This is a genomic window from Paenibacillus sp. FSL W8-0186 (assembly GCF_037969765.1).
GTDB classification, from domain to species: domain Bacteria; phylum Bacillota; class Bacilli; order Paenibacillales; family Paenibacillaceae; genus Fontibacillus; species Fontibacillus woosongensis.
Genome location: NZ_CP150207.1, coordinates 2,913,833 through 2,930,471, shown reverse-complemented (window position 1 = coordinate 2,930,471; position 16,639 = coordinate 2,913,833). Strand labels below are relative to the sequence as shown.

Genomic DNA, 16,639 nt, shown 5'->3' with positions numbered 1-16,639 from the left:
TCATCGGATCACATTCATAAGGAGCTGAAAAGAAGCATGAATTTTGAACTGACCGAAGAGCAAAAGCATATTCAACGCACCGTACGCCAGTTTGTTGCTGATGAGCTCATTCCTTTGGAGCGCCAGCTGCTTCTCAACGAGCGAGAGGGGAAGGAGGGGATCAGCCGGGAGCAGCTTAGGGCGCTTCAGAACAAAGCTAGAGATCTCGGGCTTTGGGGCATCGAAACGCCGCAAAGATATGGAGGAGCCAATCTGGGAACGATCACAAGTGCCATCGTAAAAATGGAGCTGGGCCGCACCTGCGTTCCTTTTGTGCTAGGCGGGGAGGCGGATAACATCCTGTTCATGTGCAATGAAAAGCAGATGGAACGGTATCTGTACCCGGTCATTGCCGGGGAAAGACAGTCCTGCTTTGCGCTTACCGAACGGGCAGCCGGGTCGGATACAAGCAATATCCAAATGTCGGCCAAGCGGACGGTTGGCGGATGGATTTTGAATGGCGAGAAGGCTTTTATTACGAATGGAAACGAGGCGGATTTCGCCATTGTCTTTGCCGTGACCAATCCATCAACCGGCAAGAACAAAGGTATTACCTGTTTTCTTGTCGACCGGGAAATGGGCTGGACGTCGGAACCGATTCTGACGATGGGCGGAGATAAAAGCCCCTCCTTGCTGACGTTTGACCATGTGCTCGTTCCCGATGAGAATGTGCTCGGCGAAGTGGATCACGGGCTCACGATGGCAATGCAGTGGATCAGCAGAGGACGCTGGGTCGTTCCGGCCATTGCGGTCGGGGCGTCGGAGAGGCTGCTGCAGATGGCGATCGATTATGCGAACGAAAGGGTGACCTTTGGCGAAACACTGGCTTCCAGGCAGAGTATTCAATGGATGATTGCCGATTCCGCGGTTGAGGTCGAGGCGCTGAAATGGCTTGTCCTGCATACGGCATGGCGGGTGGAAAAACAGCTTGATGCGCGTCATCATGCCTCCATGTCGAAGTTGTACGGTGCGGGCGTCGCCAACCAAGTCGTTGACAGGGTGCTGCAAATTTACGGCGGCATGGGTTATTCCAAAGATCTGCCGATCGAGCGCTGGTACCGGGAGATGAGAGTATGGCGCATCTATGAGGGAACGGATGAAATTCAGCGGATCATTATTGCGCGAAACCTGCTGAAAGGAAATGTGAAGATCGGTCATTGGGATTAGGCGAGTACATAATCGGCCGAACCGCTGTATGCCAATATGCGCTGCGATTGACCACTCGTAAAAGGAGCGTCCGCATAAGATTCAGAACACGATGAATCAGGCTCAGGCCGAACGATAGAAACCTCCAGGAGGCAATGGATAACCGGATTATTTTGGGCTTCTGCTTCATTGAGAATATCACCGTCGATGAAAGTCTCTTTGTCCCCAGGCTGAGAGGGGACTACGGACTGAACAATAACCTTGGCGAACACGGTGTCCCCTTCCACAATAGGCATGCGAAAGCGGCATTCCAAATTCCTGAGCGTCATAGGCGCGGTTTGCAGCTCCTGCAGCAGATTTCCGACCATGCCTAATACGAGCATGCCATGAGCCACCCGGCCGGGCAGCCCGAATTCTACTGCCTTCTGGGCATCCAAATGGATGGCATTGTAATCGCCGGAAGCTGCGGCATAAGCGACAAGCATCTCCCCGGTTATCGTGCCGAGGCAGGCATCGATCAGTATGGTTCCCGGAATGAGAGAGCTCTCCTTATCCCATAGGCCGTACAGCGCGGAAGGTAAAGTATGCCGGGCAATCCTATGGGTAGCTGGGTTGGTATGCGATTGGGGCCGCGGCTGTGGTTTTGGCTGATCCAGCAGAAGAAGGGTGGTATTCGCCTGCAATATGAGTTCCTCATGCGCATTCCTGACATCCATCACGCAATTCAGCAATTGCATTGGTCCTTGGGAACCTTCCGTTTCCCGTATGCTTGCCAGGTGAATTTGCCAGATAATCTCCTCATTATAGGGAAGAACCCGATAATACTGCAGCGTCTGCTGGCCGTGAATGATAGTTTTGCCGCCTTGATCGTCTGGCAGCCAGGGAAGCTCTACGTTCTGCCACAGCGTAATAGGATACGTCAGAGGAACGATGGTAACACTAGAACGAAAGGCTGCGGGAAAGCCCTGCAGAAACGCACCGGTTCGTTCCTTGGTAATGATTGTGCGCTGCGGCGGTACTGAAGTTAGCTGCCATTGATCCATCATCGAGACTCCTCCATTCAAACAATAAAATGCGCGATACAAATGTATATTCCATAAAATTCCTCCCCTTTAATATAGCCGATCATTTCAAGCTGCTGCAATAAATAACGTCCAAACCTGATTCTACGATGAATCGGGTTTATTTTGTTTCCCTATAAAATCAAGCAAAAATACAGACAAGCCCAGCTGAAACACAAAAACAAAATAAAACCAATTACTAAATAAACAAAAACAGATATAAAAAAAGAAATAATTATGTATTATTGTTGACTTTTATGGTATTTTGGGATTAGGATGATGTCATACCTTATTTTATTAAGGAGATGGGTATGGAATGAAGAACTACATTGCCGTAGATATCGGCGCCTCGAGCGGCCGCCTGGTGAGGGGAACCCTTCATCAGCAGGAGCAGAGGATCGAACTGCAGGAAATTCATCGCTTCAGCAATGCTTTTACCGAAACAGAAGGGCATGATTACTGGGACATCGATTACTTATTTGCTGAAATTATCAAGGGATTGCAGCAAGCCAAGAAGGAGGGGATTGAAGCCTGTACGCTTGGAATCGATACGTGGGCTGTTGATTATGTACTTCTTGACGATAATGGAAAGCGCATTCATGAGGTGTACGCTTACCGGGACGGCAGGACAAAGGACGCCCCGGATCGTCTGCACCGAACGATTAGCAGAGCCGAGGTGTACAGCAGGACAGGAATTCAAGAGCTGCCGTTCAACACGTTGTACCAGCTCTATGTTCATGAAGACGATCAGCTCTCCCAAGCCGCCAAAATCATAATGGTACCGGACTATCTATATTACCGCTTAACCGGCAAGCTCATAAACGAAGTGACGAACGCCTCGACCATGCAGCTTCTGAATTTGGCAGAGAGAGATTTTGACAGTAAACTTCTCGGGCTGTTGGGATTGCGCCGCGAACAATTCGGGAAGCTTACGGAGCCGGGCGTGAAGCTGGGAAGAATCTCACCTGAGCTGCAGCGGCAGTACGATTTGCCCGATTGCGAGCTCATCGTTGCTCCGACCCATGATACGGCCTCGGCCGTTGCGGGGGTTCCGGCTCAGCCGCATACGTCCTGGGCATATATCAGCAGCGGGACATGGTCTTTGCTGGGTGTGGAGCGCAGAACTCCGCTGAACACGGCCGAGGCAATGAACGCCAATTATACGAATGAGTGGGGCGTTTACGGCACGTATCGTTTCCTCAAAAATATTATGGGACTCTGGATGATCCAGGAGGTGCGCCGCGAGACGCAGAATGCTTACAGCTTTGCCGCGCTGGCGGAGCTGGCGATGCGGGAAAAGCCGTTTCAGCACTTGGTTCCTTGCAATGACCAGCGATTCTTAAACCCCCGCAGCATGACGGAGGAAATCCGGGCTTGCTGCCGGGAGACGGGGCAGCCCGAGCCGGATACGATCGGCAAGCTGGCGCGCTGTATCTTTGACAGCCTGGCACTGACCTACAAAGACAGCATCCAGGAGCTGCAGAGACTGACGGATCAGCGAATCGATACGCTGCATATTGTCGGCGGCGGAGCCAATAATGAGCTGCTCTGCCAGTTAACCGCAGATATGGCGGAAATCGAGGTTATAGCGGGGCCATCGGAGGCGACCGCTCTAGGTAACATCGCTGTCCAGATGATCAGCTCGGGACAATTGCAGGGAATGGAAGAGGCCCGGGGGATCATCGGTAATTCGGTTCCGTTAAAGCGATACGAGCCACGGCCTATTCATGAAGAAGAAATGGACGCTGCCGGCGCGCGCTGGGAGCAAATCAAAGCGAGATTGGTTCAGCCCCGCTGAAAATATACCAATACTATTATATCAATACTATAATCGCTATTATCTTAAACAATCGGAGGTTATCACATGGTACAAAATTTATGGGATTCTTCTAAAGCATCCGCACTGCAGGGAGGACTCGACCAACTCGTTTACCGCTCCAATCTCATAGGCTCAGACCGCCGGGTGTGCAACTGGGGCGGCGGAAATACTTCAAGCAAGACCGTAATCAAGGATTTTAGAGGCCGTGACGTTGAAGTGATGTACGTCAAGGGGAGCGGTTCGGATCTTGCGACAATGAAGCAGGGAAATTTCACCGGTCTGCGTATGGAAGACATCCAGCCGTTATTCGAGCGCGAAGCAATGTCTGATGAAGACATGGTCGCCTACTTGGTAAATTGCATGATCGATTCCAAACATCCGCGCGCTTCCATCGAAACACTGCTGCATGCTTTTCTGCCGTTCAATCATGTAGACCATACGCATCCGGACGCCATTATCAGCCTGTGCTGCGCAGATAACGGCAAAGAGATTGCGAAGGAAATTTTCGGAGACCGCTTCGTTTGGGTCCCTTACATCCGACCGGGATTCACGCTGTCGAAAATGATTGCCGAGGGCGTCCTTAATAACCCTAAGGCCGAGCTTGTATTAATGGAGAAGCATGGGCTGGTTACCTGGGGTGATACCTCTGAAGCCTGCTATGCCAAGACGATCGAAATCATCAATGAAGCCGAGCGCTACATCGAGTCCCGCGTTAATGAGGCCACTTTGTTCGGCGGCTTAGTTCATCAGCCGCTGCCAAGCGAAGAGCGCAAGAACATCGCTGCCAAGCTCATGCCTTCGATTCGCGGCGCGGTCAGCGATGGCAAGAAAATGATCCTAACTTTCGACGATGAAGAGGATGTGCTCGCCTTTGTCGGCAGCAGGGATTCGGCCCAGCTGTCCCAGGTGGGGGCGGCCTGCCCGGATCATCTCGTGCACACGAAGGTTGTTCCGCTCTTTATTGACTGGACGCCGGATGCAAGCGATGTCGAAGGGCTGCGCAGGAAGCTGATTGAAGGTATCGCTGATTACAAGCAGCAGTACAAGGCCTATTTCGAGCGGAACAAGAATGAGGGCGATGTCATGTTCGAAGCAGCTCCGCGGGTTATTCTCATACCGGGACTTGGAATGATCAACACTGGCAAGAGCTGGGCCAATTCCCGAGTCAGCGCGGCCTTATACCATCGCGCGATCGCAGTTATGCGCGGTGCGACGACGCTCGGCAAGTTCGTCTCGCTCAGCGAGAACGAGTCATATAACGTAGAATATTGGCCGCTTGAGCTGTATAAGCTGTCCCTGGCCCCGGCCGAGGCGGAATTCTCCCGTAAGGTAGCATTCATTACGGGCGGAGCAGGCGGCATCGGCAGCGCGACGGCATGGCGCCTCGTTAGCGAAGGAGCGCATGTGGTGCTGGCGGATCTGAACTTGGAAGGCGCGCAGCAGGTGGCCGTGGAAATAAACGGGAAGTTCGGCGATAACGTCGCTTTGGCCGTAAAAATGGACGTCACCAATGAGGACATGGTGCGCGCCGCATACGAGCAGGCAGCCCTGCATTATGGAGGCGTTGACATCATCGTCAACAACGCGGGACTTGCGACTTCGAGTCCTTTTGACGAGACCTCGCTGCAGGAATGGAATCTGAACATGAACGTGCTGGGAACCGGTTATTTTCTCGTGGCGAGAGAAGCCTTCAAGCTGATGAAGGAACAGGCTCTTGGCGGCAGCATGGTGTTTGTAGGCTCCAAAAATTCGATCTATGCGGGTAAAAACGCCTCAGCCTACAGCTCGGTGAAGGCGCTGGAAGCTCACCTGGCCCGCTGCATCGCCGCAGAGGGTGGTGAATACGGCATCCGCGTGAACACGATTCTTCCAGATGCGATCCTGCAGGGTTCGGCCATTTGGAACTCGAATTGGCGCAATGAGCGGGCCGCGGCTTACGGGATAGAGCCGGATCAGCTGGAGGAGCATTACCGCAAGCGCACAACACTGTTAGTCAATATTTACCCGCAGGACGTAGCCGAAGGGATTGCCTTTTTCGCCTCCTCCAAGGCGGATAAGACTACGGGCTGCATGCTGACGATCGATGGGGGAGTACCGGCAGCATTTACGCGTTGAGGGTACATGGTGCAACATCTTAATATTAGGGAAACATCGCCTATTTTTTCATAAGTGATTCGCAGAATTGAATTCTCATGGGATGAAGAGGAGGACTTGTCGATGTCGGATAAAGCGTATATGTTATTTGAAGAGCAGCAGAAGCTGCGGGGGATCGATTTGGAGCAGGTAAAGACCAGGCTGAAGAAGCTAAAAATCGAAACGCCATCTTGGGGTTACGGGGATTCTGGAACGCGTTTTAAAGTGTTCCAGAAGGTTGGCGTACCGCGAAATCCGTTCGAGAAATTTGAAGATGCCGCCATCGTGCACCGCCTCACGGGGCTATGTCCTTCTGTGGCGATCCATATTCCGTGGGATCACGTCGATGATTACGGGAAACTAAGAAGCCATGCCGAGGGGCTTGGACTCTCGATCGGGGCTGTTAACCCAAATCTGTTTCAGGACGACGATTATATGCTGGGCAGCGTCACGAACAGCGATCCGGCCATTCGCCGCAAAGCGGCAAATCATTTGCTGGAATGCGTGGATATCGCCAAGGAGACAGGCTCGAAAGATCTGAGCCTGTGGTTTGCGGACGGAACAAACTACCCGGGTCAAGGCGATCTCCGCAAGCGCAAGCATTGGATGCTTGAAGCATTGGCGGAAATGTACAGCGCGCTGACGCCCGATATGCGCATGCTGATCGAATATAAAGCGTTTGAGCCGGCTTTTTACCATACAGATATCGCCGATTGGGGCATGGCTTACAACTATGCCCTCAAGCTGGGGCCGCAGGCCGAGGTTCTGGTTGACACGGGGCATCATTTGCCAGGAGCCAACATCGAGCATATCGTGGCTTATCTGATTGATGAAAAGCGGCTGGGCGGATTCCATTTTAACAGCTATAAATATGCGGACGACGATTTGATCGTCGGTTCGATGAATCCCTATGAATTGTTCCTGATTTTCTACCAAATCGTGCTTGCCGCCAATGATGCGGATGAGGAAGTGCGGGGAACGGTGGAGAAAATCGCATTTATGATCGATCAGTCCCACAACATTGAACAGAAAATACCAGCCATGATCCGCTCCGTGCTGAATGTGCAGACACAGTATGCCAAGGCGCTGCTCATCAATCACGAAGAGGTCGCGGAAGCGGCTGGGCGGGGTGATGTCCTCGGTGCGGAGGACGCGGTGCGCCGTGCGTTCGAATTCGATGTCACACCCCTGCTGCATGCAGTGCGCGAGGAAGCCGGGCTGCCGGTCGATCCGATGAAGGCCTATCATGCTTCCGGCTACGGGGCGGGGATCATGGCCAGAGGCAAGGGCGGTGCAAGCTGGTAGCTGGCAAGACCGTTCTGCCATTCTAATGAAGAAAGATATGGAGTGAAGTAGGAATGCTGGTAGCTGAACGCTATGAATACATCGTACAGATGATCAATGAGAAGGGAAGCATGCGGGTCTCGGAGCTTAGCGAGCTGTGCGGCGTTACCGAGGAGACGATTCGGCGCGATCTCGACCGCTTGGAGCAGGCCGGGCGGCTTCGGCGCTCCCATGGTGGAGCCGTGAGCATCAAGCCAAAGGGAGATGTGCCGGAGATCCCTTATGCAGAACGCGAAATTACGCACGCCGAGCAGAAAATGCGGATCGCGGATGAGGCGGTCAAACGGATTCAACCGAATGAGCGCATCCTGCTGGATGCGAGCACGACCGCTTGGTATATGGCATCCAAGCTTCCGGATATCCCGCTTACCGTGCTGACCAACTCGATTCGCGTCGCTACCGAGCTTAGCGGCAAAGAGAAAATCGAAGTGATCTCCACGGGCGGGCTGCTGGCGAGCCGCTCCATGTCGTTCGTCGGCCCGCTCGCTGAGCGCTCGCTTGAATCATATTATGTAGATAAAATGTTCCTCTCCTGCAAAGGGGTTCATCTTGATCGCGGGGTCAGCGAATCGAACGAGCTGCAGGCCCGCATCAAGCAAAAGATGGTGGCTATCGCCGATCAGGTGATTCTGCTGGCCGATGCCAGCAAATTCGGGCAGCAGAGCTTTACCCATGTCATGAACCTCGAGCAGGTGAGTGCGATTATTACGGACGAGGGTATTGCGGAGGAGACGCTGGCCGCTCTATCCGACCGGTCGATATCCGTAACGGTCGTGTAATGGGCGGATGCTGAAGATTCAGACGGCTCCAGGAAGAGAGGTTTGCCATGAAAGTATCCTTATTTATCACTTGCCTTAGCGACGTCATATATCCGCAAGTCGGCGAAGCGATCGTGCGCATCCTTGCCCGGTACGGCGTTCAGGTGGACTTCCCTGAAACCCAGACCTGCTGCGGGCAGCCTTCTTATAACAGCGGATACTGGGAGGAGACGCGAACCGCTGCCCGAACGCTGCTGCAGGCTTTTGATGACAGTGATTTTGTCGTATCGCCTTCGGGCTCATGCACTTATATGATCCATCATTACAGCGAGCTGTTCAAAGACGAGCCCGAGTGGCTGGACAAAGCGAAGCGCCTGCAGGAGAAAACCTACGAGTTCACGCAGTTCCTCGTGAAGGTGCTCGGCATTACCGATGTCGGCGCAAGGTTCCCGCATAAGGTCACCTATCATCCTTCCTGCCACGGCAGCAGGCTGCTCGGGGTGAAGGAGGAGCCGATGCAGCTTCTCAGCAATGTGAAGGATTTGCAATTCGTGCCGCTGCCGTATGCCGAGGACTGCTGCGGGTTCGGAGGCACGTTCGCGATTAAAATGCCCGATATCTCCGGCGCCATGGTCACCGAGAAGGCGGAGCATGTGAAGGAGAGCGAAGCTGAGGTGCTCGTCGGGCTGGACATGGCCTGTCTTATGAACATCGCGGGCCATTTGCGCTACCGCAATGAACCGGTGCGGGTGATGCACCTCGCGGAGCTGCTCTATGAAGGGATGCGGGTAACATGAGCACGACGAATCCGATGGCGGTTGACGTGAAGAAGAGAGCCGAACTGGCGTTGAACGATGATTTTCTGCGCAAAGCGGTTCGTTTTACGACGGAGCGGCTCAAAAACGGCAAGCTAAGCGCCGCCGAAGAGCTCAGCAATTGGGAAGCGTGGCGCGAAAGAGGGCGTGAGATCCGGCTGCATACGATCGCTCACCTGGACTATTATTTGAACTTGTTCGTGGATAACGCCCGCAGTAACGGGGTGCATATTCATTTTGCGGATAATTCCGCGGAGGCTGTGCAGATCTCTTTGGAGATCGCCAGGCAAAAGCAGGCGAAAAGCGCAGTGAAATCAAAGTCTATGGTTACCGAAGAGCTGCATTTGAACGAGGCGCTGGCCGGAGAAGGCATCGACGCGATCGAGACGGATTTGGGCGAATATATTATCCAGCTGGCTGGAGAAGGGCCTTCCCATATCGTTATTCCTGCGATTCATAAAAACCGGTATCAAATTGCCGAGCTCCTCTCGAAGGAGGCTGGTGAGCCGCTGGCTGCCGATACGACCGTGCTCGCCGGCTTCGTGCGCAAAAAGCTGCGCGAGAAGTTCCTGGAAGCCGATCTAGGCATTACCGGCTGCAACTTTGCCATCGCGGAGACGGGCTCGATGGTGCTCTTCGAAAACGAAGGCAACGCGCGTATGGTGTCTACGGTTCCCAAGACGCAAATTACGTTTATGGGCATGGAGCGGATAATTCCGTCCTTTGCGGATTTGGAAGTGATGGCGACTCTGCTGCCGCGTTCGGCGACGGGACAGAAGCTGACGATGTACATGTCATGCATTTCAGGCCCGCGGCGGACGCAGGATGCGGACGGCCCGGATGAAATGCATATCATTATCGTCGATAACGGGCGTTCCTTGCAGCTAGGCGATCCGGAGTTCCAGGAGCTGCTGAACTGCATCCGCTGCGGCGCCTGCCTGAACGCCTGTCCCGTCTACCGCCACATCGGCGGCCATGCCTACGGCGGCACGTACAGCGGCCCGATCGGCGCCGTGCTGACCCCAGCCTTGAACGGTAACGTCAGCGAGTGGAATGATATCGCCAGTGCATCGAGCCTGTGCGGGGCCTGTTACGAGGCTTGTCCGGTGAAAATACCGCTGCATGACATGCTCGTCTCCTTGCGGCGGCGCAAGGTGGAGCAGGGGCAGGGGAATAAACTGGAGACGGCTGGCATGAAGGGCTTTGCCGCGGTTGCCGCCAATTCCAAACGGTTTGCCGCTGCCGTCAGGGCGGCACAAATCGGCCAAAAGGCGATCGTCCGTGATGGCGGCATTCCGCTAAAGCTTGGGCCGTTAAAGGGCTGGAACAGCTATCGTATCGCACCATCTGTCGCCAAGCAGACCTTCCGGCAGCGCTGGGCTGAATTGGAGCATGAGCTGCAGGAAATGGGCGGATGGCGTGATCCCCACCCAGCGGATCATGGGCAGAAAGAGGCTGAAGGTGACGGCTTGAGAACAGCCGCAGATGGCGCAGCCGCCCGTTCGGTGGATGCGGCGATCCGTGAGCGGATGGAGCGTATCATCCGGCAGCGGCAGCAGGGAGGGGATCAGAATTGAGCAGTTCACACACGCAGGATGAATGGCTTGTCAGGATGGAAGCCCAGTCAAGAGCCAAGCAGGAGCAGTTCATGAACCGCATCGCCCAGCGGCTCAACCGGCCGCGAATGACGGAGAGGCCAGGGCAGCCCTTCCGCGGGGCACCTGACTTCTGGCGTACGTTCGAATGGAACGAGCAGGAACGCATCGAGCGGTTCACGCAAAATTTCCTGAGCGTCGGCGGCCATGTCGAGCGATTGGGTTCGATGGAGGAGGCCAGCGACTTTATCGCGGCCAAAGCCCGCGAGCTCGGCGCGAATTACATCGTCAGGCAGCAGGAATCCGCATTGGAGCAGCTCGGCCTAGAAGCGAAGCTCGCGCAAGCTCAGGTATCCGCTTGGAATTCCGATGGTTCCGGGCCTGACTTTTGGAAAGCGCGTGCCGCCGAAGCCGACATCGGAGTTGTCATGGCTGATTACGCTGTCGCTTACACGGGCTCTGTGGCCGTTTTGTCCTCTCCGCATAAAGGACGTTCCGTAAGCCTGCTGCCAACGGTGCTTATGATCCTCATTCCCGCCGAACGGTTAAAGACGAGACTGGGAGAGGTCCTGCCTGAGTTCGATGAGCTAGGCCAGGGTCGGCTGCCCGCCGGTATTCATTTCATCTCAGGGCCGAGCCGTTCCTCGGATATCGAGAATGATCTGACGATTGGCGTGCATGGCCCAGGAATTGTGTATGCCTTGATTGTTGGGTGAACATCGCACTGAGAAATATGGAATATCGCAGGGAAGCCGAGGAGAATTAGCAGAATACGAGATCTGAAAAGTTTAATAAGAGAATACTAGAAAAAGAATATCATAGGACCGCTAATTCAGCGGTTTTTCTTTTTAATTTTTCTCCCGGTTTGGTAAGATGTGTATAATAGAGGCAGTTCCTAAAAATATCCATTCACTAGATTGGTTCATATCTTTCGAGGAGCAGGAGGTGGACTATTGGAGTTTCCCGTCTACATACATATCGGCGGATTGCGGATTCACCCTCATTTCTTGTTTGAATCACTCGCCTATTTCATCGGCTTCCGGATCTATGTTTGGCGGCGCAAAAAAAGCGACATCTCAACGGTCAACATGTTCTGGCTGATCGTCGGCGCGGCGCTCGGCGCTTCCCTGGGCTCCAAGCTGCTCTTTTGGCTGGAGAATCCGGCATGGCTGCTGTCCATATCGGAACACTGGAGAGAGCTGTTCGGAGGCAAGACGATCGTCGGCGGACTGCTGGGCGGATTGATTGGTGTCGAGCTGACCAAGAAACTTGTAGGCATTACGCGTTCAACCGGGGACGAATTTGCATTTCCCCTGATCATCGCGATGGCGATTGGGCGGATCGGCTGTTTCTTGACCGGCCTGGATGATCATACGCATGGCACGCCAACGGCCTGGATTACGGGTTTCGACTACGGGGACGGAGTATTGAGGCATCCGACACAATTGTATGAAATTGGATTTCTGTTTTTTCTGGCCTTTGCGCTGTTTGCGGCGAAGAAGACAAGCGCTGCACGCAGGCAAGAGCTGCCCAATGGCCTGATCTACATATGGTTCATGTTCGGGTATTTAGCGTTCCGCTTCGTCATTGACTTTATTAAGCCGACGCCGCATCCTTATTTCGGACTGAATAATATCCAGCTAGCCTGCGTGCTCGGTATGATGTATTTTGCGTATCGCATGTTCGCGGTTAGCCGTAATGCGAATATTCTGAAAGGGAGCCATGCCTCATGACGACAAAAAATCGACCGTATTTATTCTACGAGCTCACGAACAGCATCTGCTCGAAATGCCTGAAGAAGGTGGAAGCGAAGGTCATTATTGAAAACGATTGCGTCTACCTGTCGAAGTACTGCTTCGAGCACGGGCGGGAAAAAGTGCTCATCTCAACCGACGTCGAGTATTATAAACGCTGCCGCGAATTCATCAAGCCTTCGGAGATGCCGCAGCACTGGAATACGCCCATTCGTTATGGCTGTCCATACGATTGCGGATTATGCCCCGATCACGAGCAGCACAGCTGCCTGTCCATCGTGGAAATCATCGATCAATGCAATTTGAAATGCCCGATCTGCTATGCCGATTCCTCTCCGGACAAGAAGCTGTGGCGCTCTCTGGAGGAAGTTGAGCGAATGCTGGACGCCGTTGTGCGCAATGAAGGCGAGCCGGACATCGTACAGATCAGCGGGGGTGAGCCGACGATCCATCCGCAGTTTTTCGAAATTCTCGATATGGCCAAGAGCAAGCCGATTAAGCATCTGATGGTGAATACGAACGGCATCCGCATCGCGCAGGATCGGGAGTTCGTGAAGCGCTTGGCAGACTATTTACCGGGCTTCGAGCTGTACTTGCAGTTCGACAGCTTTGAACGAGAGGTGCTGCAGGAGCTGCGCGGCGCCGATCTGCGGCAAATCCGCGAGAAGGCGATCGCACATTTGAATGAATTCAATATTTCCACGACCCTTGTAGTCACGTTGAAAAAAGGGCTAAACGACCACGAAATTGGCGATATTATCCAATACGGCCTTAAGCAGCGGGCCGTGCGCGGCGTTACGTTCCAGCCGATCCAGGCGGCAGGCCGGACGGAGGATTTCGATCCCGCCAAGGATCGGCTGACGTTAAGCGAGGTCAGGCAGTCGATTATCGATCAGTCCGGTGTGTTCGAGGCCGAAGACATGCTTCCGGTGCCCTGCCATCCGGACAGCCTCGCGATGGGTTATGCCTTGAAACTGAATGACGGGGTCATACCTCTTACTCGTATGGTTGATCCGCAGATTTTACTAGAGGGCGGCCGCAATACGATCGTGTTCGAGCAGGATCAAAGTTTGAGGGAGCATATTTTCGAGCTGTTCTCCACCAACCATTCGCCGGAATCATCAGCCATGTCTTTGAAAAGCTTGCTCTGCTGCCTGCCGTTTGTGCAGGTTCCCGAGTCGGTAAGCTATGACAATGTGTTCCGCGTCATCATTATGCAATTCCTCGATCCGTATTATTTCGACGTGCGCTCTGTCAAGAAGTCCTGCGTGCATATCGTTCATCCGGACGGAAGAATTATTCCTTTTGATACATACAACATTTTTTACCGGGGTGGCCTGGAAGAGCGCTTAAAGGAGATAAAAGCTGAAATGGAGGGAAGAAGAGAATGAGCGATGGCCCAAACGAGCGGGAGAAGCCTGAGTTAGTCCAACCTCAAGAAAAGATGACGGCGGGGGAGCAAGACCCGATGCAGGAACAGATGCAGGAGCCGTCTCAAGAGACGCTGCAGGAGCTACCCCGGGAACCGCTGCATGAACCGCCAAAACGTAACCATACGAACGAGGTATTCAAAGGGATCGGAATTCTGGCGCTGCTTCATCTTTTGCTCATTTTTATCCCCCTATCCTATTTCTTTATTGGCATAGCCCAGATTGTCTATTTAATCCCTGCTGCGGTGGTGGCTTTTGCGAAAAAACGGGTTGGCATCGGACAGGGACTGTTGATTGGCGGAGCTGTTACATTTCTGCTGAATGCGGCTTGCTTTGGCGTCGTCATGGCCAATTTTTAATTTCCCGCAGATACGCTATAATAGCGATAGAAATGAAGGGAGATGAATATGTTTGTTGTTTTTGGCATCATTGCATTGCTTGTTTATGGCCTGTTAGTCTTCTATATCGGCCGAAGCTGCTGGGGTTGGCTGAAGGAAGGCACCCCCACCTGGTTCAAGTACGTCTACATAGGAGTTGTTGTACTGCTGGCCGTTTCTTTTCTGCTAGGAAGAATCGGAGAGGGTCTCGTGCTGTTCCAGATTCTCGGCGCGTACTGGATGGCCGTATTTTGCGTACTGCTGCTCGTACTGCCTGTCGTTCATGTCAGCTTGTGGCTGCTGCGGCTAACGAAACTGCCGCGTTCCACAGCGAAGAAGGGGGCAGGCGCCCTTGTGCTGATTATACTGCTGGCTACCATTGGTTATGGCAGTTTTAACGCCTATAGTCCCGTTGTCCGGGAATACCGCGTGGACATTCCGAAGGCTAGTCCGGCTGCTCCGGAGTTGAATATCGTCATGGCGGCAGATATGCATTTCGGGGTGTTATCCGGAAAGCAGCATGCGATCCGGCTAGTGGAGCGGATCAACACTCTGAAGCCAGACATCGTCTTATTCCCGGGGGATATTGTGGATGACGATCTCCGTCCATACGAGCAGAAGGGGATCGATAAAGTTCTAAGCGGCATCTCCGCACGGTACGGCGTCTATGCTACCTTGGGCAATCATGACCGCTACAGCGGGCAAATGAAGCATTTGATCGATGTCCTCGAGCAAGGAGATATGAAGATTCTCTACGATGAAGCCGTTACGATCGATGACAGCTTTACGCTAATCGGGCGTAAGGACCGGATTGACCGGGAACGTGCTCCGCTTAGCGGGCTTGTCCAAGGACTGGATGCGTCCAAACCGCTGATCTTGCTGGATCACCAGCCTTATGACCTCGATATCGCCCAGCAGGAGGGGATCGACCTGATGCTGTCAGGCCATACACATCGCGGACAGATTGCGCCAGCGCATCTCATTACCGGCATGTTATTCGAGAACGATTGGGGTTATTTGCAGAAAGAAAACCTGCATTCTATCGTCACGTCCGGCTTCGGCTTCTGGGGCCCGCCGATCCGCATTGGCAGCCGGTCCGAAATCGTACAAATTCATGTTACATTCACGGAATGAACTAAAAAAGAGACCGGCGACGGTCTCTTTTAATTATCTTATTGCTGAATCTCATAGATTTCATAGAGTTCATCGAGCATTAGATTGGCAGCTTTAATGCCGCCAGCTGTGTTCCAAATCGCATCGCTTACTTTATAAGCGCGTCCGTTCTTTACCGCGCCAAGGTTTTTCCACAATGGGTCGTTTGTCCATTCCTGTTCGGTCGCATTTGCTTTATCGTCTCCGGTTTCATAAGTGAAGTAGAAGAGGCGATCCGCATCTGCTTCCGGCAGACGCTCCTTAGTAATTTCATCGACGAAGGAATCCTTCGCGTTCTTCGTCATGTCCGTGCGTGCCAGACCGATCTGGTCAAAGATAATGCCGGAGAATGTATTGGTGTGGTAGACGCGAGTTTTACCTGCCATGAAACGAACGACGGATACGGTTTCGTTCACTTTGTCGCCGGCTTTCGCCTTGAAGTCTTCGATGCGTGCATCGAATGCGGCCATCAGTTCATCACCTTCTGCAGATTTGCCAAGCGCTTCAGCATATAGCTTGAAGTTGATTTTCCATTCGCCGCGCAGATCCTCGGCCATGACGGTCGGAGCGATCGCTTTCAGCTGCTCGTAGACTTTCTCCTGACGCATTTTGTTTCCGATAATCAGATCGGGCTGCAGACCAGCGATCAGCTCCAGGTTCGGCTGGCTTTCCTCGCCGACTACAGTTACGCCTTCCATCTCATCTTTAATGTGGTCATACCAAGGATCTCCCGTCCAGGATCGAACGGCGCCTATAGGCTTGACCCCCAGCGCGAGCAAGGCTTCGGTTCCTTCATTGGTTAGAACAACGACCTTTTGCGGCGTGCCTTTGATTTCGGTTTCTCCCATGGCATGCTTCACTACGCGAACCTGATCATCATTGCCGGAAGCTGCATTCTCAGATTGCGAGTTATTAGCCGGAGCAGGCTGGTTGTTTCCACCCGCCGAGTCCTTGCTGCCGCATGCGGTAAGCACCAGGAACAGTGCCAAAAATAGCGCGGCTATTTTGAAGGTGTGGCTCAGTTTATGATTTGTTTTGTGTACGAACATGAATATTGCTTCCCCCTAATATGATGTAGTGTCTCTGTCTGAGAATCATTATCAATCACTGACACTATCAAACTATAATCGACAGGAGAATTGCTGTCAATAAAAATATGAGAATGATTCTCATATTCATTGACATTACCGGCTGCTTCATCTAAAATTCATAAAGA

At 53.1% G+C, this 16,639-nt stretch carries 14 protein-coding genes; 12 read left to right on the top strand and 2 right to left on the bottom strand.

The genetic code is table 11. The annotated features are described in order from the left end of the window. The first annotated feature begins 36 nt into the window (after positions 1-36). Positions 37-1,206: an acyl-CoA dehydrogenase family protein gene (locus MKX50_RS13155; protein ID WP_339157177.1), complete on the top strand. Its 1,170-nt coding sequence runs from the start codon at positions 37-39 to the stop codon at positions 1,204-1,206. Here MKX50_RS13155 and MKX50_RS13150 read toward each other — a convergent pair. Next, on the bottom strand, positions 1,203-2,231 hold the full coding sequence (locus MKX50_RS13150; protein WP_339157176.1) for a MaoC family dehydratase: 1,029 nt from the start codon (positions 2,229-2,231) through the stop codon (positions 1,203-1,205). The two genes, MKX50_RS13155 and MKX50_RS13150, sit on opposite strands and share 4 nt — an antisense overlap. A 331-nt stretch (positions 2,232-2,562) precedes the next feature. Here MKX50_RS13150 and rhaB point away from each other — a divergent pair, with 331 nt between their 5' ends. The 11 genes from rhaB (at position 2,563) to MKX50_RS13095 (ending at position 15,405) form a co-directional block, all read left to right on the top strand. After that, positions 2,563-4,044 carry a rhamnulokinase gene (rhaB, locus tag MKX50_RS13145; RefSeq protein WP_339157175.1) on the top strand — a complete coding sequence of 494 codons (1,482 nt, stop codon included), beginning with the start codon at positions 2,563-2,565 and terminating at the stop codon, positions 4,042-4,044. A gap of 66 nt (positions 4,045-4,110) precedes the next feature. Beyond that, positions 4,111-6,180 carry a bifunctional aldolase/short-chain dehydrogenase gene (locus MKX50_RS13140; protein ID WP_339157174.1) on the top strand — a complete coding sequence of 690 codons (2,070 nt, stop codon included), beginning with the start codon at positions 4,111-4,113 and terminating at the stop codon, positions 6,178-6,180. Positions 6,181-6,282: 102 nt separating this feature from the next. Further along, positions 6,283-7,503, top strand: coding sequence for an L-rhamnose isomerase (rhaI, locus tag MKX50_RS13135; RefSeq protein WP_213592326.1), 1,221 nt, complete (start codon positions 6,283-6,285; stop codon positions 7,501-7,503). A gap of 53 nt (positions 7,504-7,556) precedes the next feature. Beyond that, the gene (locus MKX50_RS13130; protein ID WP_213592328.1) at positions 7,557-8,321 is read left to right on the top strand and encodes a DeoR/GlpR family DNA-binding transcription regulator; all 765 of its coding nucleotides are present in this window, start codon (positions 7,557-7,559) and stop codon (positions 8,319-8,321) included. Positions 8,322-8,368: 47 nt separating this feature from the next. Then, positions 8,369-9,097 (top strand): (Fe-S)-binding protein, encoded by a 729-nt coding sequence (locus tag MKX50_RS13125; protein WP_339157173.1) that lies wholly within the window; start codon positions 8,369-8,371, stop codon positions 9,095-9,097. Next, complete coding sequence (locus MKX50_RS13120; RefSeq protein ID WP_213592332.1) at positions 9,094-10,692, top strand: LutB/LldF family L-lactate oxidation iron-sulfur protein; 1,599 nt, start codon at positions 9,094-9,096, stop codon at positions 10,690-10,692. Before MKX50_RS13125 ends, MKX50_RS13120 begins: the two co-directional genes overlap by 4 nt. Before the next feature lie 35 nt (positions 10,693-10,727). Continuing rightward, entirely contained in the window at positions 10,728-11,426 is a 699-nt protein-coding gene (locus tag MKX50_RS13115) for an LUD domain-containing protein (RefSeq protein WP_213592493.1), read from the top strand. A gap of 237 nt (positions 11,427-11,663) precedes the next feature. Further along, positions 11,664-12,443, top strand: coding sequence for a prolipoprotein diacylglyceryl transferase family protein (locus MKX50_RS13110; protein ID WP_339157172.1), 780 nt, complete (start codon positions 11,664-11,666; stop codon positions 12,441-12,443). Further along, on the top strand, positions 12,440-13,855 hold the full coding sequence (locus MKX50_RS13105) for a radical SAM protein (protein ID WP_339157171.1): 1,416 nt from the start codon (positions 12,440-12,442) through the stop codon (positions 13,853-13,855). The genes MKX50_RS13110 and MKX50_RS13105 overlap by 4 nt, the downstream gene beginning before the upstream one ends. Beyond that, on the top strand, positions 13,852-14,253 hold the full coding sequence (locus MKX50_RS13100; RefSeq protein ID WP_339157170.1) for a hypothetical protein: 402 nt from the start codon (positions 13,852-13,854) through the stop codon (positions 14,251-14,253). The genes MKX50_RS13105 and MKX50_RS13100 overlap by 4 nt, the downstream gene beginning before the upstream one ends. A gap of 48 nt (positions 14,254-14,301) precedes the next feature. Continuing rightward, entirely contained in the window at positions 14,302-15,405 is a 1,104-nt protein-coding gene (locus MKX50_RS13095) for a metallophosphoesterase (RefSeq protein WP_339157169.1), read from the top strand. Positions 15,406-15,443: 38 nt separating this feature from the next. Here MKX50_RS13095 and MKX50_RS13090 read toward each other — a convergent pair whose 3' ends face one another. After that, positions 15,444-16,472 (bottom strand): iron-siderophore ABC transporter substrate-binding protein, encoded by a 1,029-nt coding sequence (locus MKX50_RS13090; RefSeq protein ID WP_339157168.1) that lies wholly within the window; start codon positions 16,470-16,472, stop codon positions 15,444-15,446. Positions 16,473-16,639: the final 167 nt, after the last annotated feature.